This window comes from Trueperaceae bacterium, assembly GCA_002707365.1.
Lineage (GTDB): Bacteria > Deinococcota > Deinococci > Deinococcales > Trueperaceae > UBA6957.
The window spans coordinates 144,447-168,084 of the sequence record PAMQ01000017.1 but is presented as its reverse complement, the minus strand read 5'-3'; the positions used below and the strand labels follow the sequence as shown (position 1 = coordinate 168,084).

General features: G+C 46.0%; 25 protein-coding genes and 1 tRNA gene. 20 read left to right on the top strand and 6 right to left on the bottom strand.

Features of this window, described 5'->3' with window-relative positions; all coding sequences use genetic code 11:
• The first annotated feature begins 7 nt into the window (after positions 1–7).
• A tRNA-Ile gene (locus CMO31_08735) sits at positions 8–84 on the top strand.
• Between the two features lie 74 nt (positions 85–158).
• On the opposite strand, the gene CMO31_08730 is transcribed toward CMO31_08735, so the two are convergent.
• Positions 159–1,430, bottom strand: a complete 1,272-nt coding sequence (locus CMO31_08730; protein MAZ54077.1) for a hypothetical protein — start codon at positions 1,428–1,430, stop codon at positions 159–161.
• Between the two features lie 66 nt (positions 1,431–1,496).
• On the opposite strand from CMO31_08730, the gene CMO31_08725 reads away from it, so the two are divergent.
• From CMO31_08725 to CMO31_08705, 5 genes are all read left to right on the top strand, one after another.
• Positions 1,497–2,507 (top strand): exopolyphosphatase, encoded by a 1,011-nt coding sequence (locus CMO31_08725; protein MAZ54076.1) that lies wholly within the window; start codon positions 1,497–1,499, stop codon positions 2,505–2,507.
• Positions 2,508–2,577: 70 nt separating this feature from the next.
• Positions 2,578–2,802 (top strand): hypothetical protein, encoded by a 225-nt coding sequence (locus tag CMO31_08720; GenBank protein ID MAZ54075.1) that lies wholly within the window; start codon positions 2,578–2,580, stop codon positions 2,800–2,802.
• Between the two features lie 521 nt (positions 2,803–3,323).
• Entirely contained in the window at positions 3,324–3,905 is a 582-nt protein-coding gene (locus CMO31_08715; GenBank protein ID MAZ54074.1) for a uracil-DNA glycosylase, read from the top strand.
• A 110-nt stretch (positions 3,906–4,015) separates the two neighbouring features.
• Positions 4,016–4,462 (top strand): D-tyrosyl-tRNA(Tyr) deacylase, encoded by a 447-nt coding sequence (locus tag CMO31_08710; GenBank protein ID MAZ54073.1) that lies wholly within the window; start codon positions 4,016–4,018, stop codon positions 4,460–4,462.
• 95 nt (positions 4,463–4,557) lie between these two features.
• Positions 4,558–4,986: a hypothetical protein gene (locus CMO31_08705; protein MAZ54072.1), complete on the top strand. Its 429-nt coding sequence runs from the start codon at positions 4,558–4,560 to the stop codon at positions 4,984–4,986.
• Between the two features lie 37 nt (positions 4,987–5,023).
• On the opposite strand, the gene CMO31_08700 is transcribed toward CMO31_08705, so the two are convergent.
• From CMO31_08700 to lgt, 3 genes are all read right to left on the bottom strand, one after another.
• Positions 5,024–6,175, bottom strand: a complete 1,152-nt coding sequence (locus CMO31_08700; protein MAZ54071.1) for a carbamoyl phosphate synthase small subunit — start codon at positions 6,173–6,175, stop codon at positions 5,024–5,026.
• A 64-nt stretch (positions 6,176–6,239) separates the two neighbouring features.
• Positions 6,240–7,322, bottom strand: a complete 1,083-nt coding sequence (locus CMO31_08695) for a hypothetical protein (protein ID MAZ54070.1) — start codon at positions 7,320–7,322, stop codon at positions 6,240–6,242.
• Positions 7,322–8,239, bottom strand: coding sequence for a prolipoprotein diacylglyceryl transferase (lgt, locus tag CMO31_08690; GenBank protein MAZ54069.1), 918 nt, complete (start codon positions 8,237–8,239; stop codon positions 7,322–7,324). The genes CMO31_08695 and lgt overlap by 1 nt, the downstream gene beginning before the upstream one ends.
• 659 nt (positions 8,240–8,898) lie before the next feature.
• Here lgt and CMO31_08685 point away from each other — a divergent pair.
• From CMO31_08685 to CMO31_08660, 6 genes are all read left to right on the top strand, one after another.
• The gene (locus CMO31_08685; GenBank protein ID MAZ54068.1) at positions 8,899–10,122 is read left to right on the top strand and encodes an ADP-forming succinate--CoA ligase subunit beta; all 1,224 of its coding nucleotides are present in this window, start codon (positions 8,899–8,901) and stop codon (positions 10,120–10,122) included.
• Complete coding sequence (locus CMO31_08680; GenBank protein MAZ54067.1) at positions 10,119–11,057, top strand: succinate--CoA ligase subunit alpha; 939 nt, start codon at positions 10,119–10,121, stop codon at positions 11,055–11,057. The genes CMO31_08685 and CMO31_08680 overlap by 4 nt, the downstream gene beginning before the upstream one ends.
• Positions 11,058–11,064: 7 nt before the next feature.
• The gene (gene xpt / locus CMO31_08675) at positions 11,065–11,646 is read left to right on the top strand and encodes a xanthine phosphoribosyltransferase (protein MAZ54066.1); all 582 of its coding nucleotides are present in this window, start codon (positions 11,065–11,067) and stop codon (positions 11,644–11,646) included.
• Complete coding sequence (locus CMO31_08670) at positions 11,647–12,609, top strand: tRNA glutamyl-Q(34) synthetase GluQRS (GenBank protein ID MAZ54065.1); 963 nt, start codon at positions 11,647–11,649, stop codon at positions 12,607–12,609. It begins immediately after the preceding gene.
• A gap of 182 nt (positions 12,610–12,791) precedes the next feature.
• Complete coding sequence (gene trpB / locus CMO31_08665; protein ID MAZ54064.1) at positions 12,792–14,003, top strand: tryptophan synthase subunit beta; 1,212 nt, start codon at positions 12,792–12,794, stop codon at positions 14,001–14,003.
• Positions 14,000–14,782: a tryptophan synthase subunit alpha gene (locus CMO31_08660; GenBank protein MAZ54063.1), complete on the top strand. Its 783-nt coding sequence runs from the start codon at positions 14,000–14,002 to the stop codon at positions 14,780–14,782. The genes trpB and CMO31_08660 overlap by 4 nt, the downstream gene beginning before the upstream one ends.
• A gap of 34 nt (positions 14,783–14,816) precedes the next feature.
• Here the strand turns inward: CMO31_08660 and CMO31_08655 are convergent, their stop codons facing one another.
• Positions 14,817–15,461, bottom strand: a complete 645-nt coding sequence (locus CMO31_08655) for a hypothetical protein (GenBank protein ID MAZ54062.1) — start codon at positions 15,459–15,461, stop codon at positions 14,817–14,819.
• 196 nt (positions 15,462–15,657) lie between these two features.
• On the opposite strand from CMO31_08655, the gene CMO31_08650 reads away from it, so the two are divergent.
• Positions 15,658–16,464 carry a deoxyribonuclease gene (locus CMO31_08650; protein MAZ54061.1) on the top strand — a complete coding sequence of 269 codons (807 nt, stop codon included), beginning with the start codon at positions 15,658–15,660 and terminating at the stop codon, positions 16,462–16,464.
• A 70-nt stretch (positions 16,465–16,534) separates the two neighbouring features.
• On the opposite strand, the gene CMO31_08645 is transcribed toward CMO31_08650, so the two are convergent.
• Complete coding sequence (locus CMO31_08645; GenBank protein ID MAZ54060.1) at positions 16,535–16,765, bottom strand: hypothetical protein; 231 nt, start codon at positions 16,763–16,765, stop codon at positions 16,535–16,537.
• A gap of 275 nt (positions 16,766–17,040) precedes the next feature.
• On the opposite strand from CMO31_08645, the gene CMO31_08640 reads away from it, so the two are divergent.
• The 7 genes from CMO31_08640 (at position 17,041) to CMO31_08610 (ending at position 23,601) form a co-directional block, all read left to right on the top strand.
• The gene (locus CMO31_08640) at positions 17,041–17,268 is read left to right on the top strand and encodes a hypothetical protein (GenBank protein ID MAZ54059.1); all 228 of its coding nucleotides are present in this window, start codon (positions 17,041–17,043) and stop codon (positions 17,266–17,268) included.
• Positions 17,265–18,146: a hypothetical protein gene (locus CMO31_08635; protein ID MAZ54058.1), complete on the top strand. Its 882-nt coding sequence runs from the start codon at positions 17,265–17,267 to the stop codon at positions 18,144–18,146. Before CMO31_08640 ends, CMO31_08635 begins: the two co-directional genes overlap by 4 nt.
• 174 nt (positions 18,147–18,320) lie before the next feature.
• On the top strand, positions 18,321–18,800 hold the full coding sequence (locus tag CMO31_08630; protein ID MAZ54057.1) for a YqeG family HAD IIIA-type phosphatase: 480 nt from the start codon (positions 18,321–18,323) through the stop codon (positions 18,798–18,800).
• Positions 18,801–19,200: 400 nt separating this feature from the next.
• Entirely contained in the window at positions 19,201–20,625 is a 1,425-nt protein-coding gene (gene leuC / locus CMO31_08625) for a 3-isopropylmalate dehydratase large subunit (protein MAZ54056.1), read from the top strand.
• Positions 20,625–21,230, top strand: a complete 606-nt coding sequence (locus CMO31_08620; GenBank protein ID MAZ54055.1) for an isopropylmalate isomerase — start codon at positions 20,625–20,627, stop codon at positions 21,228–21,230. Before leuC ends, CMO31_08620 begins: the two co-directional genes overlap by 1 nt.
• A gap of 92 nt (positions 21,231–21,322) precedes the next feature.
• Positions 21,323–22,405, top strand: a complete 1,083-nt coding sequence (gene leuB / locus CMO31_08615; protein MAZ54054.1) for a 3-isopropylmalate dehydrogenase — start codon at positions 21,323–21,325, stop codon at positions 22,403–22,405.
• Between the two features lie 11 nt (positions 22,406–22,416).
• Positions 22,417–23,601, top strand: coding sequence for an aminotransferase (locus CMO31_08610; GenBank protein ID MAZ54053.1), 1,185 nt, complete (start codon positions 22,417–22,419; stop codon positions 23,599–23,601).
• Positions 23,602–23,638 lie beyond the last annotated feature (37 nt).

Below are 23,638 nucleotides of genomic sequence, written 5' to 3'. Positions count from 1 at the left end.
TGAACAAGGGCGATTAGCTCAGTCGGTTAGAGCGCGTCGCTGATAACGACGAGGTCGGTGGTTCAAATCCACCATCGCCCACCAAAGCCCTGCACCTTATCTGAACTTTACTTTCTTGTTTCGATAGTCGTTTAATATTCTCCTCTGGAAACAATGGTTCATCTGAACACTAGTCGCCTTGCACCGAGTTTTAAGTTGATCCTCAGGGTCTCTTTTCCCCGCTGAACAGTTAGCTTTACTTCCTGACCGACGTTTCTGCGCCGCAGGACCTCAACTAAGGAATGAAAATTGGGCGTCCCCTCTTCATCTACAGCAACAATTACGTCGGCTTCAATCCGAGTGCCTACCCGCCGGCCAGAATCAAAGATCGGATAACTCTGGATACCTCTTAGTCCAGCTACCGCGGCTGGGCCACCATTGGCAATATTACCAATAACTGTCCCAGGCTCACGCCCTAGATCAAGCTCTTTATCTCTAAGAGGCTCATAATCGAAACCAGCCCAGCTAAATCCGATTACGGGAATATCTCGGGCTACTCCCAAAAACAATGCTTCAACTATCTTACCGTCCTTCAATAGAGGAACCGCATAAGATGCAAAATCTCTGGGTAATTTACGACCTAGCAAGAATGGGGGAATAAATCCGCTTTCCTCTGAACTCATTTCTTTCGGGTTAAAGCTAATGTAACTTACTACGCCAATTACCCGACCATTACCATTTAGGACTGGGCCGCCAGAGTCACCAGGTCCGAGAGAAGCGGTAAGCTCTATCGTGCCGTCTGCAAATGTCGCCTCTGGCGCCCCAACCCCCAGACGAGTTACTTGTCCACTACGATCTTCCAAATACTCGCCCCTACTATTTCCAATTGTCACAATTTCTTGGCCCGGTCGCGGCGGGTCAAGAGCTAGTTGAAGGTAAGGTACTGGCTTTTGGGTATCAGTTTTAAGCATAGCAAGATCAACATAAGCATCAAAACCAATTAGCTTTAGGGCATATTCTTCACCACTAGACGTTATCCCCACATATTCTACAGGCCAATTGTTGATTCGCTGAGACTCTACAACGTGATAAGCAGTCATTACATGGCCAGCTTCACTTACAAAAAACCCGCTACCAATGCCTATCGGGGTTGGCGTAGTTTTTTGTCCTTTAAACCGGGCTTCGATACGTAAAGTAGCAGCCCGGGACTCTTGGAATACTAACGCGAACTTCCCGCTGGCCTCAATTACGGGTGGCGGTATTTCATTAACCTTTACCGCTGCGGGTTTAGGCTGCGAATCATCCACAATCATCGCCGCAACACCTAGAAGGGCAAAAAGAAGGAGATGACCTCGACCAATATTGTTCTCTGGAAATCGAGACTTAAAACTTATTGGCACATTTATCATTATCCGGCTTAAAGAGTTCAGAAACTGCCAGTTAAGCAACAATCTACTCCACCACCTTAATTAATTCAGATGGCACCCTGAACCGTACTCGCGGTTATCATCGTCTTTATGACATCAAATGAACAAAGTAACGTTGAGTCCAATTACCATGAGAAACTTACTGAAATCGCTAATTTCCTTTTAGGCTGGCAAGGCCCTATTGTCCTTGCGACTCATGTAGACCCTGATGGCGACGCGGTCGGAAGTACCTTAACGCTCAACCGTGCCCTAAAGATTATGGGCAAATCGACAATAGTTAGCCTTGTAGTACCAAACTTTCTGGAATTTCTGCCCCAACCGAATGAATTGGTCCCCCAAATAGATTTCTCACTAGCCGAATCTCTACTTATTACACTTGATGCTGCAACAGCGTCACGAGTAGCCGGCGTAACTATGGAATCAGCCAAAATGACCATCAACATTGATCATCACGGAACCAACGAATTATTCGGCGACTATTCCTTAATAGACCCTAACAAAGCCGCTACCGCTTTAATAATCAAAGACTTGGTTGAACACCTTGGGGTGTCCTGGAACCAAGATCTGTCAATACCATGCCTCACCGGTATTCTTACTGATACTGGCTTCCTTACTTTTGCTAATACCTCCCCAGATGCCTTACAAGCCGTAGCTGCACTTCTCTCGACGGGACTGAACTATGCTGAACTTACCGATAGACTGCAATGGCGCCCCAAGGAATACTATGTTCTCCTCGCACAAGTCATGTCCACAGTGGATTTCGCTTTGGATGACAGAGTGATTCTCGCCCGCGTTACAGATCAAATGCGGAGTGGCCCAGGCGGAGCTTTACTAGATTCAGAAGATTTTATTGGGCTAATCCGTTACGCAGAGGGTACTTCGATTGCAGTGCTCCTAAAAGAGCGGGGAACCACCACAAAAGTAAGTATCCGTACGCGTCACGGTGTTTCAGCTCAGAAAATATGCTTAGGCCTTGGTGGCGGTGGCCATATCGTAGCAGCAGGGGCCACTGTAGACGCTGGCATTGACGCAACTCAGGATCTTGTATTACAGGCAATAGCAGAAGAACTAGAAGAAGCACCACCAAACAACAAGCAATGAAGGTCACTTAGGTCACGCCAAATGCGGTACCCCTAAAGAGTAGTCGAATCAATGCGTTAGACTAAACAACATGGATGCGGAGGGTTTTAAAGAAGGAATTCCTTGCCCAAATTGTGGAAGCAAGCAGACAGTAACTTTTTATTTCACAGAAGGATTCACAGAGCTGGAATGTGAATCTTGCTATTTCCAGTCCGATTGGAAGGACGCTGCAAGGTTACAACAAGACCTCGGAGACCTCCTCACATCAGATGCAACCATCAAGATCCCAGGCAATATCAGGCCTTTGAAGGCCTGATATTGCCTGGGATCTTGCCTCAACTAGGACCACAAACCCCAAATCTGAAAGATTAATCTTTTAGTGAAGGTCACGTAACCAGCAGTAAGTATCACAGCTAATTGATTCCATCAAATAGCGTAAGAAACAACTAGAACCTAATTAAGATTTACACAATCATTAGACCGCAATTAGCTAAAGCCCCATGTTAAGTACACCGACACAAAGTAATCCTAATCCAGTTCGATGATTAACCTATTAATCAACATCAGCTTAAATAATTAGGTCAGGATTAGGATATTTGCAAATAACCTAGACGTGGTTATGCGTTCACGAAACCAAACCTGTAAAAATAACCCTATATGGCCCGGCAATAGTCTCTAGATTTTTTGCGACCACCTATATAGGGTTGAACGTAATTACTCGAATTTAGATGGACCGATTTTTTTCGGTCCATCCATTTGTAATTTGCCTCTTCCTGCCGATTTATGAACACATCAGGATTTCTCAATCAGCGACATTGGTATGCTTAACTCGTGACCTTGGATGAACTTGAACGCCTTGCTTCGCAGAAACCACAAGCCCTCTCCGATTTAAGCGAGAATCAAGTATTTGGCGAAGGTAATCCGAACGCTGACCTTATGTTGATCGGTGAAGGGCCTGGCCAAGAAGAAGATCAAAGTGGCCGCCCCTTTGTCGGTAGGGCTGGCCAACTTCTCGATAAGATTATTTCGAGTGTAGGAATCACCCGGGACGATATTTATATAACTAATATCGTCAAATTTAGGCCGCCCAAGAACCGTAACCCCAAGCCCGCCGAGATTGCGGCTAGCACACCTGTCTTGATGGAACAGATCAACCTTATCCAACCACAGGTTATTGCAACACTCGGTAATGTTCCTACTCGATATTTTCTTCAGACCTTGGATGGGATTACGAAAACTCACGGTAAATGGTACTCATGGAACCAAATTCCTATTTTCCCCCTGTTTCACCCAGCTTATCTACTAAGGAACCCCAGTCGTGACCAAGGGGGTCCCAAATGGCAAATGTGGGAGGACATGAAGGCCCTCAAAAAGCATTTGGATACCCTTGGACCCAAATCTTTAGAAGATGCTTTATAAAGTACGACTTCTTTCAAAAAGAATTTACTTTAATAATTTCCAGGTAATTAACCTTGGAAGAGAAAATGTTAGACAATGAATTTTGACGTCGTAAAGGAGGCCTACAAAAAATGAGAGCCCTCGTACAAAGAGTCTCACGAGCAGAGGTAAAAGTAAACGGAGACACATTAAGCCAAATAGATAAAGGCTTGTTGGTGTTTTTAGGTATCGGCCTGTGCGACAGTACGAGAGACGCTCAGGCACTCGCAAAAAAAATCATAAGGGCTCGCCTCTTTCCTGACGGAGCGGGCCGGATGAACTTTGACCTCAAAACCGCTAACGGATCGATGCTTGTAGTTAGTCAATTCACCCTCTTCGCAGAGCTAAAACGTGGCAATCGACCAGGATTCTCCGAAGCTGCTCCTTCCGAGATTGCTGAGCCTCTGTATAAAGAATTTATCGCTCAGGCTTCTGATGAGGACGCCTCGGTTGCCACAGGGGTCTTCGGAGCTGAGATGGAAATTGAGTTAGTAAATATGGGGCCAGTGACACTTTGGTACGATACCAATGAACTGTAACTTTTCATACTTCTCTTGGCTAACTAGATTGGCAATAAGAACCGGGATTGTTTATTGATCAAATCAATCCGAATTCATATCGACTAAACTAACTCATGGCCGATAATTTCTTGCAGCTCATTCAATTATTATCAATACCGTTCTGGGTCTCCATGATTCTTTTCCCGCGTAACAAGTTCACACAAAACCTTGTCACTAGCTATTGGCCTTTTATAGCCTTTGGATGTATTTACTTTCTTGTAATAGCCTCAGCTATTTCTACCAACCTTGGGGGATTTAATCTCAGTTTTGAAGGGCTTAAATCTGTTCTCTCAAGTGACTGGGGCGTGGTAGTTGCTTGGACACATTTCATAACATTGGACTTATTCGCCGGGGTTTGGATATTTCGAGACGCTAAATACTGGAGGATCCGGTCTGGTTTTTACCTCATTCTGACAATGTTTGCAGGTCCTCTCGGTTTAGGCCTCTACCTACTATCCCGCCAACGTAAAATGCGGAATGATCCTGCCCAAACGCTAAACTGAGTTTTTACACTTCAATCTTATGACTTCGTCTAATGAGCTAAATAAGGCTTTGGTTCCTAACTGCGGGTAAAGCAGATGCCCCCTCAAAAGCGTTAACTTCTTCGATAAATCGGTGGAACAGGTACCCAGCATCATGAGGACCTGGGCTTGCTTCTGGGTGGTATTGAACACTAAATACTGGATAACGTGTATGAGCCATTCCCTCGAGAGTGCCATCATTTAGATTAATATGTGTCGCTTGGAATTGCTTACTAGGTAAGGTATCAATATCAACAGCGTAGTTGTGATTCTGGCTGGTTATCTCAACAGCACCCGTAATGACATTTTTGACTGGCGTGTTGGCACCATGATGACCATACTTTAATTTGAACTTCCGGCCGCCAACAGCCAATCCCAGTAACTGATGTCCGAGGCAAATCCCATATGTCGGCAGCAGTCCTAGAAGCTGCCACACAGTGTCGTGAGCATAGGTCGGCCCATCGGGATCGCCAGGGCCGTTTGAAAGAACCAGGCCATAAGGGTTAAGAGCCATAATTTGAGCTGGGGTTGTCTGTGCTGGCACTACTATTACCTCTGCTCCCGCTAACTCAAGTTTATACACGATCGAGTGTTTGATACCAAAATCTATAACAACCACCCTAGGGTTCTCTCTAAAGGTTGGCCGAGCGTACGGAAGGGCAGTTGTCACCTCAGGAGTCATATCCCTCCCGTCTATGTCTTCATGCTCTCTGGCTTGACGAACCAACGCTCCCTCTGATTCAGCGTTCGTCTCACCATGAATAATTGCGCCTTTAATCACGCCACCACTACGTAAACGCCGGGTAAGAGCTCGTGTGTCTATACCTTCAATACCTACAATCTTATGCTGTTCCATAAAGCTTTGTAGATCTTGATTGGACCTGTGATTACTGGCAGTTCTACTAAACTCACGAACAATAAATCCTTTAGCGTATGGCCTGTTTGATTCCATATCGTAAACAGATACTCCGTAATTTCCGATGTGCGGATACGTCATGGTAACAATTTGCCCGTTATAGCTAGGATCGGTAAGTATCTCTTGATACCCCGTCATAGAGGTGTTAAAAATCACTTCACCAACGGTCCTACCGGTATAGCCAAACGCAAAGCCTTTATATATTGTTCCGTCTTCAAGAGCCAAAACCGCAGCTGGTTTGTTGAACATCTTCATTAGACGTACTTTACCACGTATCTTGCCCTAATTATGGCTCGTATTTCTATCTCTAGCACCTACTCTAGGAATCAAATTTTTCGTTCTTTGCGACTGTATGGCAGGGCACCTCGGCGCCTTTTATAACTTCACAATCCGTTAACTCAGAGTGCGCTCCAACTTGGGCTAAGTCTCCAACTGAGGTTGTACCTAACAACTTGACTTTCGCGCCAAGTTCAACAGCACGCCCAATGCTAACCGTGTCATCGATTGTAATTGACTTGATATCCGTAAAGGTAACCCCCCTTTTTAACCATCGCTGCCTGATCCGGTGCCTTAAAACTTTCTCAGCCTCAACCAGTTGACTTCGATCATTAACACCTAAAGCTACCCCTACCGAACCAGCACCCTTAACAGCTTCGACCTTATAACCCCCCTCCGTATATAGCTGTACTAGGTCAGTAATTAGGTACTCTCCTGCATGATTTGAGTTTGAGATATCCTGAGCTAAATCAAATACCCTATAGTCAAATACATAAAGACCCGTATTTACCTCATGTATGCCAAGAGCCTCAACATCACAATCCTTGTGTTCAATGATTCGTGATACCCGCCCGTCAGATTTCCGGAATATGCGGCCAAAACCGTTGGGATCTTTAACGCAGAAGGTTAGTAACGACATATTGCCGTGCTTAACTAAATGATGACGATAAAGCCTTCTTAGTAGTCCCGTGGTAATTAGAGGTGCATCTCCATTAACAACCAAAATATCGCCCCCAAAACCTTTTAAGATCCGGTACGACTGAAGTAAAGCGTGACCAGTACCGAGCTGTTCTGATTGATAAGCAAAGCTAATTCCCGATTTCCTGAAGCGAGCAGAGACTGCCTCCGCATCATGACCAACTACTACGACAGTGCGCTCGGGAGATAAACCCGAGACAGCCATAAGAACATATTCAAGCATCGGCCTACCTGCTAACGGTTGCAGCATCTTGTGAATAGAAGACTTCATCCTGGTGCCTTTGCCTCCGGCGAGCACAACAACCGCCAACGGCCTTCGAGAAGATTTAGTTGGGGGATCAACCGCAGGACTTATAGCACCACAACCCCTGCCTTTATTTTTCATAATTTCGTTATCTTCTGGCCTCAACAGACCATCATTTTTCATCAAGGACGCCTATCACTAACAGCTATTTGATCAGACTGAACATTTCTATTGGAATTTATAACTAGCAAAGAATATATAGCAAGTAATATTATCGGAACACTTACAATTTGCGTTAAAGTTAATCCCCCAATGCCCACCTGATCGTTGAGGTAAACCTTCCAAAAAAGCGGGTTGTCTCGAAAAGGCTCTTCTATAGTGCTTCGCAATATAGAATACCAAAGCGCAAACTGCGCAAAGGCAAAACCCGGAGACTTACGACCTTGTAAAGCCCAAAGAGAAACAAACAGTAGTATTAGGCCAACTAGGAAGCCGTAGAGCGGAGTAAGATGAACAACACACGAATCTCCTCCTGCAATTACGGAACCGCAGGCAGGGGGATAATACCGCCATAATGTATCCCCGAAAAAAAGTCGCCCAAATTCCCCGAAAGTTGGTGAGCCAATTTTCGGCCAAACAAAGCCTATACCCCACTCGGTAAGCCTTCCTCCTGTGTCAGTACCGTTAAGGAAATTACCGACCCTACCTCCCATAATGCCTAGTGCGCCAAGCGGGGTCATAAGGTCTAAATAGGACCACATGTTTATCTTCTTAATTTTCGTGAAAACCTGGGCAGCAATCATCACGCCCAAAATTCCACCATGAATACTTATCCCGCCCTCCCAAATCTTTATTACGTCAAGAAATCTGCCATCTAGTCCGAAAAAAGCTTGTGGGCTAGTAATCACGTATACAAGGCGGGCGCCAATTAATCCTGAAAACACAAGATAGGGAGCCATCTCTAACAAGGCGTCAACGTCTAAATTACGCCTCACAGCCAATCTGGCTGCCCAAAGGGTACCGAGCATCACACCCATAGCTATGAGGAAGCCGTACCAGCGAATCATCACAGGTCCAATTTGTAGCATCACAGGATCCATGCGTCACCTCAATTAGGGTCAACTATTCACAGGCCCTAAATCAAGCTTACCAGTCACAGTAATCAGACTGTCGTCATGCCAGCCTTAAGCCAGGATAACTCAGAGATCCCGACGCTTTCGCACAAAGTAGTCACCATATTTGTACTGAATGGCCTCTGGATTCTAAAGAGCAACGGGTTAAACGATAAGAACGAAAAGGGACGCACCCGAGGATCACTTAAGTTTTTTTCACAAGCCAAAAGGCCAATATCCCATTTCTATGCTATGGGACTTTCTAAATGCTCTAAGTCTGGACAAAAATGTCCTAGGCTCCATCACATAGACATGGCACGAACTTCCCTGTAACGATTGACAAACACCTGAGCTAGATTCAACGGAAACAGTGACGTATCGTATCCTTCCGCTGTCTAATCCTTGTCGCAATTACCGTTAGTCCAATAAACATGAGGTTGCTAGAAATAACACCAAAAACTTAAATAGACTTTAGGTTAAACTACTGTAGCCCCGGTTGTAGAGGGGATAACCACGAAATTCCTCGTAGAATATTCTTGAACCATAGAATAACGGTAGAAGAGGAACGGAAGAAGAAGCGGGATTTTTTCTGAATGCCTCTCACTCTTCAAAATATTTAAGGTGCCGAAACAAGTTTGGAGCCTCTTTTGAATTTGCACGAATACCAGGCAAAGCATATCTTACAAAAACACGGCATTATGGTCCCCCAGGGACGCATGGTCCACACAGTCGACGAAGCTGTTCAATCCGTTCGTCCTCTCCTGGAAAACTCGAGTTATAAAGTTCTAATTGTCAAAGCCCAGATTCACGCTGGTGGCCGAGGTAAAGGTAGTTTCTTGGAGGATTCCCACCTGCCTGGTATTAACGTAGTCCGTGCAGACCTTCAACAGGGGGTTAAGTCAGCTGAACAGCAGGTCCGGGACCTCGCTAGAAGAATGCTCGGATCTACTCTCGTAACTACACAAACTGGGCATGAAGGAAAGCTCGTAAACAGGTTATATATCGAACAGGGTGTCGAAATCAGACGTGAACTATATATTTCCATTGTGCTAGACCGTAAACAACACAGAAACATGGTATTAGCATTAGACCAGGGAGGGACAGCCGTAGAAGAATTGGCTAGTGCCAACCCAAGTACGCTTCTTAAAGAAACAATTGACCCAGCACTAGGCCTTCTTCCCTTCCAGGCACACGCGTTATCTTGGAAATTAGGCCTCCGAGGGAACAGTCTCCGAAATTGCAGCACGTTTATAAGCCGTGTTAGTAGGTTAGCGGAAACCGTTGATAGTGACCTGATTGAGTTAAACCCAGTAGTAGTAACTCAAGACGATGAAGTAATCGCGCTTGACGCGAAATTTTCTATCGACGATAACTCTTTGTTTCGGCAAAAAGACCTGCTCGAACTCCGTGACCTTAGTGAAGAGGACCCTGCAGAGATAGAAGCTAGTAAGTATGAACTTAACTTTATTAAGTTAACTGGCAATATCGGTTGTTTAGTAAATGGAGCAGGGCTCGCTATGGCCACGATGGACATGATTAAGCAAGTTGGCGGCGAACCAGCTAATTTCCTTGACGTTGGGGGTAGCGCTAGTACTGAAAATGTCACTGCCGCCTTCAAAATCATCACTCAAGATCCAAAAGTTCGCGGAATTTTCGTCAACATCTTCGGTGGGATCATGCGGTGCGATGTTATCGCTAACGGGATAGTTGAAGCAGTAATGCAAACAGGTCTAAAGGTACCCCTAGTAGTTCGCCTAGAAGGAACCAATGTCGACCTCGGCAGACAAATCATAAATGCGTCTGGCTTAAACGTAATCTCTGCCGCAGAAATGAAGGACGGCGCAGTACAAATCGTGAGGCTCTCCCAATGAGCGTTCTCGTCGATAAAAACACTAGACTTCTAATCCAAGGGCTCGGCAGTGCCGGACACTTTCATACCGACAAATGTATCGCGTATGGGACGAAAGTTGTTGCAGCCACACACCCAACTCGCGCCGGAGAACAGATAGTATTTGAAGGGACAACAGACCACAGTGGAGTCCAAGGCCGGCCAGATACTTACAGACAAAGCGTCCCTATATTTTCAACCGTCCGCGAGGCTGTCAAAGAGACTAAAGCTAACGCAGCAATCATATTTGTTCCAGCACCATTTGCTGCCGACGCAATCATGGAATCAGCTGAAGCAGGCATTCCCTTAATCATTACGATAACCGAACACATTCCAACCCTAGACATGATTCGCGTAAAGCACTACTTAGAAAGACATTCAACCCGCCTCATTGGCCCAAATTGCCCTGGGATCATTACTCCCCAAGAGTGCAAAATCGGGATTATGCCTGGTTATATCCACAAGACCGGTCGGATCGGAGTTATCAGTCGATCCGGCACGCTCACATACGAGGCTGTCAATCAACTTTCTCAGAATAGCCTGGGACAGACTACAGCCATAGGAATTGGTGGTGATCCAATAATAGGGACCAATTTTGTTGACGCACTTACACTGTTTGAAGATGACCCAGACACAGACGGAGTAATGTTAATTGGCGAAATTGGTGGATCTGCCGAAGAAGAGGCAGCAACGTGGATTGAGGAGAACATGACCAAACCTGTTGCAGCCTATATTGCGGGCACAACTGCTCCCCCTGGAAGGCGAATGGGACATGCAGGCGCTATCATTTCTGGGAGCGAAGGCGCTGCCGGGAATAAAATTAAAGCTCTACGGAATGCGAGCGTGGTAATAGCTGAAAGCCCTTCAGGCATGGGAAAAGCCATGCTCTCCGCTATTAACCAATCGAAGGCTTTGTAAATGTACGATGGATGAACTTAAAAGACGCATCCTAACAGAAGGCCAAGGTCTTGCTGGTGGGATCCTCAAAGTAGACAGCTTCTTGAATCATCAGCTTGATCCCGAATTGACTGTGTCTATAGGTCGGGAGCTCCATAAAGCTTTTCAAGAACAAGGCGTCAAAACTGCAAGTAAAATTGTCACAGCAGAAGTTAGTGGCATCGCGCCGGCACTAGCTACCGGATTATTCTATAAGGTACCGGTCGTTTTCGCTCGGAAGAAATTACCCATAACTATGTCCGGTAAAACATACAGTACGAAGATAATCAGCCCCACAAAGAAAGACTTGAGCGACCTTATAATATCCAGCCAATACCTAAATCAGAGTGACAAAGTTATTCTTATCGATGATTTCCTATCCACTGGAAAGACTTTACAAAGCCTAATTAATTTAGTACGAGAGGCAGGCGCAACCCTTCTAGGTGTCGGATGCGTGATTGAAAAAGTCTTCGAGGGGGGTCGAGAACGACTCAAGGATCTGGACATTCCCGTGATAAGCCTGGCACGTATTACAGCCATTAACGCTGGTAAGATTGAACTAGGTGCTTGAATTTTGTACCGCGGTCGATTTGCACCTAGTCCCACCGGTTGGCTCCACTTAGGTAATGCCCGGACAGCACTGATTTCTTGGTGGCGGGCCAGAAAGAATCTAGGCACATTTGTTATCAGAGTTGACGATCTAGATAGCACCCGTACAGTTCCAGAAACTGTACTCGGGAATCTCGATGAACTTCGTTGGCTAGGTATTGATTGGGATGAGGGCCCAGATATCGGTGGTCCTTATGGTCCCTATCGACAAAGTCAACTTAACGATCGTTACGAAGCCGCATTACAATTTCTTAAATCAAATGGGTTGACCTTCCCCTGCTTCCTCTCTCGGAAGGATCTTCGTACGTTATCCTCTGCTCCCCATGGACAACCTATAGTTTATGGCGAGGCCGAACGGCAGGCAAATAAACTAACTTCTCCCCAAAAGATTAGTTCAGGAAAATTGCCTAGCACGAGGCTACGTATATCTGAATCAATAGTCAATTTTGTAGATATCTTGACTGGCACCAAATCCGCTTCAGCACTGGAAAGTGTTGGGGATATCCTAGTTTGTAGAGCCGATGGCGCTTGGGCATACCACTTTGCTACTGTCCTTGACGACGCAGCCATGGGCATAACAGAAGTAGTTCGGGGTGACGATTTACTTAGTAGCACCCCAACTCAGATCGTTCTCTATAAATTGCTGGGTAGCTCGCCTCCCGTATTTGCTCACGTACCTATGGTACATACGGCCGAAGGGAAGCGCATGTCGAAACGCACGGGTTCTCTTACCCTCCGAGCTCTTAGGGAGGCCGGAGTCCCAGCAAATCGGATCGTGGGTCTTCTTGGTTTTTCTCTGGGCCTTATTGAGAAGCCAGAGCCTCTTTCAGCAATTGATCTTCTGCCCTATTTTGATATCGACAGAATCAGACCTAGGCCATTTAGACTTTCGGATTCTCATCTCACCTGGCTTAAAACCTTTTAGGTTGCTACTCCCCCCACTAGCGAAGTCCTGTTAGTTCAGCTACAGTGTGTCATGGCCTATAGGAGACGAGAGCGTACTCCAAGAAGCTTCAAGTGGCACCACCAACGTTGGTAGTGGCGTCTTCATTAATCCGCCCCTATCGTTTTCAAACAACCACTGTTTACTTTTTAGGAGTCCCCTGAATGTTTCCCTACCCCGATGCCCAAGGTCGTTTTGGTCCTTATGGTGGTCGTTACGTCCCAGAAACTTTAATCCCAGCTCTGGACCAGTTAACGGAAACCTACTTACAAGCAAGTCAAGAAGAAGCGTTTAAATGCGAGTTCAAGAGATATTTGGAAACCTATGTAGGACGTCCAAGCCTGCTATATCAAGCGGAAAATCTCAGCAAGTATTTAGGCGGAGCTAGAATCTATTTGAAACGAGAGGATCTAAATCATACGGGTGCCCATAAAATCAACAACACTATAGGGCAGGCCTTATTAGCCGTACGTATGGGTAAAAAACGGATTATTGCTGAAACAGGAGCAGGTCAGCATGGTGTCGCAAGTGCCACAGCAGCAGCCCTTTTTGGGCTTGATTGCGTTGTTTATATGGGAGAGGAAGATGTACGAAGGCAGTCTTTAAATGTTTTTCGCATGAAATTACTTGGTGCTGAGGTGCGTCCAGTATCGAGCGGTAGCAAAACTCTAAAAGATGCTACCAACGAGGCTATCCGGGATTGGGTGACAAATGTTCGGGATACTTTCTATATTATTGGGTCTGTCGTCGGCCCCCATCCGTACCCTATGATTGTTCGTGACTTCCAGAGCATAATCGGTCAGGAAACTATGTCTCAGCTTAAACTTGCTGAAGGTCGTGAAATACCAGATACCGTAATTGCGTGTGTTGGTGGCGGTTCTAATGCAATTGGAATGTTCGCACCGTTTGCTTATCTTCCTCCTGAACTACGACCAACTCTAGTCGGCGTTGAGGCAGCAGGAAAGGGTATGGATAGCGGCCAACACGCAGCTAGCATAAATGCTGGGAAGATTGGGGTTTTACACGGTGCCATGATGCACCTGATGTCTGACGATAATGGTCAGATCACTCCTGCTCACTCAATTTCTGCTGGATTGGACTACCCTGGTGTTGGTCCAGAACATAGCTTTTTTGCGGACAATGGTTTGGCTACATATGTCTCAGTCAACGATGATGAAGCTCTTAACGGCTTTCGGGTTTTGAGTGAAACCGAAGGCATTATCCCTGCTCTTGAAAGCGCCCACGCTATCGCCCACAGCATCCAAGTAGCCCCAAATATGGATGCCGAACAAATCCTTGTTGTTAATCTTTCTGGTAGAGGCGATAAAGACGCCACTGAGGCAATGCAGGTGATGAACAGCGAGGCCGATTTATGAATCGCATTACTACCGCTTTCAAAACTGCTGCACAGGAGAATAGGGCGGCTTTTATCCCCTTTCTCACAGCTGGATTTCCTAATCCAACCGATTTTTTGCAACATGCAATTGATCTACTTAAATTCGCTGACATCCTGGAAGTGGGACTACCGTTTTCAGACCCACTCGGCGATGGAGCCACCATCCAAGAATCGTCAGAAGCCGCTCTATCTCAGGGCGTAACAACAGAAACAACTTTTGAATTAATTAGAGAACTCCGGTCATTGACAAACAAACCAATAGTAATCATGACTTACTACAATCCCATCTATTGTTACGCTAATGGCGAAAGCGGTTTTGTCCACACAGCTCAGCAAGCTGGCGCTGATGGGATAATACTTCCGGATTTGCCTCCGGAAGAAGCAACTGCTCTCCGCGAAGCGGCAATACCTATCGACCTTTCCACTATTTTCTTAGTAGCCCCAACCTCAACAACGGAGCGTTTGCAAAAAGTAACTTCTTCCTGCAGTGGTTTCGTTTATGCAGTTTCTGTCACAGGTGTTACTGGTTCGAGAGCTGCGCTCCCTGCTGAGGTACCTGCACTCGTAAATCGTACTAGAGAGGTAACGTCTTTACCAGTGGCCGTAGGTTTTGGTGTTTCATCCCAAACGACTGCCCGGGCAATCGCCGAAGTGGCAGATGGAGTCGTGGTTGGTTCAGCTCTAATCCATGCAATCCGAAAAGAGGGCACCACCAAGCGTCTTGCTAAAGAGATAACAGGCGCCTGTAAACGAGGTTAATTGGAAAGTAAAGTGTAGGTTAACCTGAAACAATCTAATCAGCGATAATGGTAGCTCGATCACCCAGTAATGTGGCTACATTTGGGGAAACCATAAGTCCATTACCCACACCCATAAGCTCTGACTTCACAACCCGAACAATAATTGGCACTGGATAGCTACCAGATGATAGAACAAGCAGTTGTCCCGGTTTGTGTTGCCAAGATCTTACTTGTCGTCCAACCAGGTTTGGCTCACCAATTAGGGGAACTTCCCCATCTCGTATTTGCATTATCTCTAACTCAACCCAAGTTACTCCTGTCTCGACAAGTCCAAGTACCTCTGCTGCAGCACGTGAAAGATCAATAATCCTACCCGGGACAAAGGGGCCACGGTCGTTTATCCTAACCACAACCTCCTTTTGAGTATCCAAACGGGTCACGGAGACCATTGAATCGAAGGGGAGGCTCTTGTGGGCAGCAGTAAACTGGGTGGTATCAAATCGCTCGCCATTAGCGGTAGTCTTTCCGTGGAATCCTGGCCCATACCATGACGCGATTCCCTGTTCCTTAACCTGGATCGGGTCCGTGCCTATATTACTTGTCGACCCCGACACCTCTAAGTCAATTGTTGATGGCAAATTTTGCGTAAAGCTAAAACCAAGAAAAGCAATAGCAACAAGCCTCTTCAATTGTCTCATTATAAAGAATAGTACGCATGATTTCACCACGAAAGCGTGAAATTTTTTGCTCCCCTCTTGCTAAACAACCGTGATCATCCTTGTTTGATCGACCGTCTAGACCTATCAGATTTTTCGCCTGAAGATCAAGACTTAAATCATGTAAATTTTTAAGCCTTAGCTCGCTTCCGTTTAACTTGAACTTGACCTAGCTAAAATCGCCTTCCTATCCTGCCAAAAGTGTACTCTGGAAAGTGTGATAGACAGCCATTGCCATCTTGATCAATGTGAAGTCCCTTATTCTGTTATAGGCAAGGACTTGTCTGCCTTGATAACCGTCGGGACGACTGCACGTATTAGCCAGACGACTGTAAAATTAGCCCAACAAATTGAAAAAGTTTGGGCAGCAGTTGGTATTCACCCTAACGAGAAAGATGAGGCTGCGAATCCTGAAGCTCGACTTAAGATCTCCACCCTCGCCCAAAACTCTCAGGTGGTAGCGATCGGCGAAACAGGTTTCGACAATCATTGGGATGTTCAATCTCTAGAAGCACAGCTCGAATTATTCGAGTGGCACGTTACTGTAGCGAGGGCCGTAGATAAACCATTAATCCTACATGTTAGAGACAAAAAAGGTAGTTTTGCGGCCTCGGAAAAAGCCGCAAAAGCAATTGCCGAATCTAATTTGAAGAAGGGCATTCTGCATTGCTTTAACGGAAATGAAGCTTTACTTGAGATAGGTTTAGATATGGGTTGGATGGTTTCTTTTGCTGGGAACCTAACCTATAAGAATTCAAAAGCTTTACACAAAGCGGCAGAATTGGTTCCTTCTCACCGACTCTTATTAGAAACTGATAGTCCTTTCTTGAGTCCTAATCCAAAACGAGGTAAGCCTAACGTTCCAAGCAATGTTTGGATCGTCGCGAATTTCATGGCAGCAATAAGAGGCATTTCAATAGTAGAACTAGAACGACAAACAGATGCTAATGCAGCATTAATATTCAACCTCTCTAAAATCTCATAGACTATTTTGTACCGCCAATTTTGGCACATGCCGAGTTTTGATCGTACCTAATAATTTACGCAAGGCACTCTCAGGACGTAACCCGGTGTGGATCAGGAGCCATAAAGGCTCTCTCTACGTCGACCCATTTTGGTTTACTGAATTCAAGTACAACGTGAAGAGGCTTCTTAACCGTTTTAATAAAAGCAATGCAACCAAAGGCAAGCAATCTCTCGTCTTCCCAGTAACGAATAAGCTCTCGACCATAGAGGATCGTCTTCACTATGTCAGGTTCTGTAGTTCCTTCACTGACCGCATGCATGTATGCACATGTTTGCCTAACGGTATCTCCCTCTCTTAATCAGCGACCTCAGTTCTGGTAGGCTCCTTCTTTTGGGTCTATTATGTGTCCATCGAGCAGTCCTAGCGCGATAACCGTACCAACTATCAACAATCCTAGGGCGTACCTCCGGGACTTAACGCCAAAACCGTTCAACGGTTTAGCCGGCAACCCACTCTAAAATCACGGGGAGATTACCATATGCAAAACCCGCCATTAATAAGCCTCAATTTTATGCGAAGGATACACTGAGAGTAATGTGGACCTATTTTTTTGAACTGAACGAACCAGATGCCTACCGCGCTCTTAAAGTCATTGAACGGGATTTATTATCCCAGGGAGCTGTCTCCCAGGGCGTCCTTCGAAGCGTTAGTCAGCCCAACCTCTATTTGCTCCAATGCAGCTTTCCTCATGCCTTGCAAAACACTCCCAAAGGTCCTAAGGTGTGGGTTTTTAAAGTTGCTAAGGAAGTAGGGGTGGAGTGATAGTGTTTCTCGACCAGCCTTTCCACATCACGTGCGCAGATGCCGACCTTTACGTTGAACTTGTTGGACCTAAAGAAGGAGAACCGATCTATTTTTTACACGGAGGACCAGGTTACAACAGTCATTCATTTCGCGATTTGATGGGCGAGGAGTTGGAGTCTTATCAAATGATTTATGCCGATCAACGTGGTGGGGGCCGCAGCTATACGGAAAATGACTTTACGGTTGACAATTTGGTCAACGACGTTAAAGTCGTTCTTGATTCACTTGAAATTGAACGGGCTGCATTAATTGCACATGGATTCGGCGCCCAAATTGGGGCTAGGGCAGCGTTAGATTCTCCAGAACGTTTTACGCAACTAATCCTAATAAATCCTTGGCTATCTATGCCACTACTTAGCCGCACACTTCAACGCCACGCTGCGAAACTTAGCGGTCATTTAGAAGAAGCCCTCCCTAATGAAGAGATTTTATCCAACACTGCAGTTCATGACCCAATAGAGGCAACGAATCAAGCTTTCCAATGGGTAAACCCTAAAAAGCTTTTCGATGCTCTCGAATTTCCTAACCCTGCCTCTCGGCTACAGCTAGAACACAGTGATAGCACAGCCCTTCTAGGCCCTCAAACTCAGGCAGAGCTTCACGGAACATGGCAATTGGACGCCCTCGAGATTCTTAAAGCAATCTCGACACCAACATTTTTTCTTGGAAGCCGCAACGACCAAACAATATATCCCGATCAATTAGAAGCAGGACTTCAACAAATGCCCAATTCCCTAATGAGCCTAATCGAAGGTGGGCATTATCCTTGGCTAGATGATGACGAGAGTTTTGTCAAATTATTACAAGAAATACTTAGCCTTTCTACGGAAACCTGATAGATAGTAGTTTACCAGCCAAACTCAACAACTAACCTATCAAAACCTTAATTTACATACCGACTGCCAGCCGTCTATCTCAAATGCTAATCAATTCCAAGCCAGAGCTAGGCGAGATGCAAACGTCAACCATCCGTTGGCTCTCCAACCTAAATATTCGTGCTAAAGTCCACCATGTTATTGAAGCCTGATCTTTTGGTTGAGGCTGCCTATGAAGTGGACTCAACGTTACTCAAGAGTCACGGCAAATCTGCCCTTATGGTGGACCTTGATGATACCGTTATCCCATCCAATAGTTCCTTAATGGCTCCGTCCTTTAAGAGCTGGTTTAAAACATTAAAGAAAGACGATATCGCTATATTAATCCTAAGCAACGGCCAACCCGAAAGAGTTCATTATTGGGCGAATAATCTTGGAGTCGATGGGGTAGCTTTGGTAGGAAAGCCGTTTTCCTTCGCTTTTAAGAGAGGCTTGAAACGACTCGGACATCAACCGTCTGAGACTGCGATGCTAGGTGATCAACTTTTTACCGATGTACTTGGAGCCAACATCACAGGCATATTTTCAATTCTTGTCCGTCCTCTTACTGCAGGCCGCCTTCCACACACTCGTCTACTCCGGAAATTCGAAAACATTATCGTAAGAAGGCCCTAAGCCTTTTCTCAAAATCCTACAAGAGTGCCCAGGAAATTATCATATTGGGAGCTAGCGCGGACTTGTTTGTTGAACAACAAATACTGAATATATACAGTCGAGTTTCTTAATAAAGCTAACCCAGACAATACTTCTTCAGCCTTCGCCGCAACCCCCATAAATGTTCAAGCAGATTGTTTGACAGCTCCCTTTGGTTCCGTATACCCTGCGCTATGCTTGCCGGTGACGCCGTGACCAATAACCGGTCCGCTTTTCACTCAGTATTAGTAGATCGTACTTTTACGTTATCAGTAGCTAGAGTCCGATATTCACAATTGGTTCGTACTTATCACGAGTTAGGTAAACTTAAGATTGAAATAATGATTAACCCAGTGAAACACATAATTATAGGAGGGTAACAATGTCCAAAGCAAAAAACCTATTCGAGAAGGTTTGGGATAAACACACTGTAAGAACCCTCCCAAATGGACAGACTCAACTTTTAATCGGAACCCACCTGATCCATGAAGTTACTAGCCCTCAAGCCTTCGGAATGCTCCGCGACCTTGATCTATCAGTCAAAATGCCCGGACGCACATTCGCTACGGTTGACCATATCGTTCCAACTATTTCGCAACTTGAACCATTCGAAGACTCGTTGGCAAATGAGATGATTACTGAATTACGTGCTAACTGCGACCAGTACGGCATCAAACTATTCGATCTCCCCAGCGGGAAGCAAGGAATAGCGCATATGGTTGGTCCAGAACAGGGAATCACCCAACCTGGTACCACAATTGCGTGCGGGGACTCCCACACTAGTACACACGGAGCATTCGGAGCGATCGCAATAGGTATCGGAACTAGTCAAGTGCGGGATATCCTCGCGACTCAGACTCTTGCCGTATCCAAACTAAAAGTACGACGGATTGAAGTGAATGGCCAACTGCCACCAGGGGTTTTCGCCAAGGACGTAATCCTGCACATAATTCGGCACCTTGGGGTAAAGGGAGGACTTGGTTTTGCGTATGAGTACGGTGGCGAGGTTTTCGACCGCATGACAATGGAAGAGCGCATGACAGTGTGCAACATGTCAATTGAGGGCGGCGCCCGCTGTGGATACGTAAATCCTGATAAGACAACCTTCGATTTCCTAAAAGGTCGCCCATATGCTCCAAATGGAAACAAATGGGAACAAACTATTGAGCTTTGGAGCTCTTTTGCCTCTGATCCCAACTGTCATTACGATGACTACATAGAAATTCAGGCTTCAGAAATCGCTCCCACCGTTACCTGGGGAATAAATCCCGGACAAGCTATTTTTATTGATGAATCTATTCCAACTGTTGAAGGTTCTCAGCCCGAAGACCGTGAAAGCGTAGCTGAGGCCCTCGAACACATGAAACTGTCGCCTGGGCTTCCAATTGCTGGAACTCCGGTCGATGTTGCTTTCTTAGGTAGTTGTACCAACGGACGTCTTTCAGATTTTTTAGAGGTCGCTCAATTGCTGAAGGGCCATCATGTTCAACCCGGGGTAAAAGCTATAGCTGTACCCGGGTCTCAACTTGTAAAGGCAGCTTGCGAAGAGCTTGGAATTGATCGAATTTTTCGAGAAGCTGGTTTCGAATGGCGGGAGGCAGGCTGCTCAATGTGCCTAGCAATGAACCCAGATAAGCTGATAGGCGACCAACTTTGCGCTAGCTCTTCCAACCGCAACTTCAAAGGCCGTCAAGGTAGTCCAACTGGTCGAACCATACTCATGAGTCCGGTAATGGTAGCTGCTGCCGCAATTACCGGAACCATAAGTGACGCGCGGTCAGTTTTTGATGTCACGGGAGGAGCATAATGAGTAGCCTTAAGCCACTGAGAGTCATCGCAGGACAATGCGTACCAGTTTTAGGAGACGATACTGACACTGATCGCATCATCCCTGCTAGATTTTTAAAATGCGTTACTTTTGATGGTCTGGGTGACCACTTGTTCGAGGACGAACGATTTGATGCCGATGGTAACGAAAAAACACACCCCCTGAACGACCGTCGGTTCGCCAAATCGACAATTCTTCTTGGAGGTAGTAATTTTGGCTGTGGTTCGTCCCGTGAACATGCTCCCCAAGCTATCTATAGATACGGCATTCGAGCAATAATAGCTGTAAGTTTCGCTGAGATTTTCTTTGGAAACAGTACTACGTTAGGTCTTCCATGCTTCCAAGCATCTGCTTCAGACATTCAACGCCTAGCCACGCTAACATCTGATAGGCCAGAAAGCATAGCAACCTTGAATATCGAAGATCTGAGCCTTAATTTTGATAAGGAGACTGTCTCAGTTTACCTTCCAGAAGGCACCCAGTCTGCTTTCCTGGCTGGGCGCTGGGATCCTATCGCCGACCTATTAGAAGGAATGCCAGCGGTGACTGAAACTGCTTCTTCTCTATCTTATCTTAGTGACTAAACAAAATATTCAACCGATTAATATCCGAAACCTGTCGCATCGCCATTGTTTTGGTACTAACCACAAAGAAAATAGCGTGAGGGAGATAAGAGATGGAACCTAAGAAAATAGCTGTCCTACCCGGAGATTTTATTGGTCCTGAGGTGATAAACGCTGCCCTTGAAATCCTTGAGGTGTCTAGCACAATATTTGACTTCGAAGTCGACGTGACAAGCTACCCATTTGGTGGTGGTGCTGTGGAAAATTTCGGGGATCCGCTACCCGAACAGACAAGGGCGGCCGTTGTAAATGCAGACGCTGTTCTTATGGGCTCTTCTGGAGGGCCTGTTGGAGATCACCCATGGAATCAATTGCCACGTGAGTTACGAGTAGAAACCGGCATCTTAAATCTCCGTCGTTTACTTGGTGTATTTGCTAATCTGAGACCAGTCACTGTCTTTGCGGGCCTAGAACACCTATCCCCTCTTCGAGAAGAGGTTGCTACCGGAACAGACATGCTGATCCTTCGGGAATTAACCGGTGGAATTTACTTTGGAAAACCCTCTTACAATAGAAAAGACCAAGGTCTTGCAACAATGGTTTATGACCGACATGAGGTAGAACGCATCGCTCGTATTGCATTTGAAAGTGCAATCCAGCGATCAGGCAAAGTTACTAACGTTGACAAGGCTAATGTCCTCGACGTGTCACAATTTTGGCGAGACGTTGTCGTAGGAGTCCATGCGAGTGAGTTCCCCCAAATAACCCTAGAGCACCTTTATGTAGACAACGCGGCTATGCAGATAGTCCAGGTTCCTAAAGAATTCGACGTTGTAGTAACGGGCAATATTTTTGGCGACATATTATCCGACCTGGCAGCCGTAATTCCAGGTTCTATTGGGGTCCTACCTTCTGCTAGCCTAGGAGGGGACATAGGCCTTTTCGAACCAGTCCATGGAAGCGCCCCGGATATTGCTGGCGCCGGAATCGCTAACCCTGTAGGAACTATACTTTCAGTATCCATGATGCTTCGCTACGGGTGTGGCCAGGCTGGAGCCGCCGAGGCGATTGACAACGCAGTGCAAATTGCCCTAGCTAAAGGTTCTACAAAGGACCTTGGTGGCAACCTAACCACAACCGATATGACCCAGGCAATAATCGAGGCCCTTCGAAACCAAATACCTCTGAACCAGTAGGTGTTGTTACTTTGCCACGACAATTTACTGACTCAAGAAGCCAGCGAATACAATCTCTTGACGAAACCGTTTTTACTACCTTTACAAGATTGGCCCTCGAACACAAAGCTATTAATCTTGGCCAAGGCTTCCCTGATTTTAACCCCCCTGCATTTGCAATTGACGCTTTCCAAGGTGCGGCCACCGGACCGCATCAATACTCCCCAGTACCAGGAGAAGCAGTTTTAAACGATGAGCTAGCCTTAATGTACGGCGACTTTATCGGCAGACAGCTTGACCCAATCAGAAATGTTCAAGTAACTGTTGGTGCGACTGAGGCTCTTTTCGCTATCACCCAAGCTCTTGTTAACCCTGGTGACGAAGTAATCGTAATCGAACCGTTTTACGATGCATATCCGGCTGACGTGATCATGGCTGGTGGAAAACCCATCTACGTGCCACTTCAACCAACTACCGATGGAGAGTGGTACTTAGACCTAACAAAACTCCGTAAGGCCTGTAATAATCGCACCCGTTTATTGGTTTTAAATAGCCCACACAACCCAACGGGGAAAATTTTTAGCGGAGAGGAGATCGATGCCATCGTAGAGATGGCTGATCACTTCGATTTCAACATCGTGACCGATCAAGTATACGAACACATAGCTTACAAGCCGCACATGCATGTAGCAACTCGACCGGGATCTTGGGAACGTACCCTGTCAATATCTAGCTTAGGAAAAACTTTCTCAGTCACGGGTTGGAAAATCGGTTGGGCTATAGGGCCGGAATGGATGATTCAGGCCCTACGTTTAGCCCATCAATGGATACCTTTTACGGTAGCTACACCCCTGCAAATCGCGGCATCAGAAATGATTCGATACGCTACCAAAAACAACTACTTTTCTGAACTCCGGTCTTTTTATCTGGCGAAACGTGATCGCTTTATTAAAGGTCTCCAACAAACACCCTTCCAACCACTAGTACCGGATGGTAGCTATTATGTCATGGCTAACATCAGCGAACTTAACCACGGTAATTCCTTGCGGGTTTGTCACGAAATGCCTGAACGTATTGGGGTGGGAGCTATCCCAGCTAGCGCCTTTTACTCCAAAGCACACGCTCAACTCGGAGATGCTTTTGTTCGGTTTGCCTTTTGCAAGAACGATACTATCCTAGACAAAGCGTTATTACGACTCAATTCGTTCCTTGCTTAACCTTATGCAAAACACACAATTGAAAATATAAATTTGG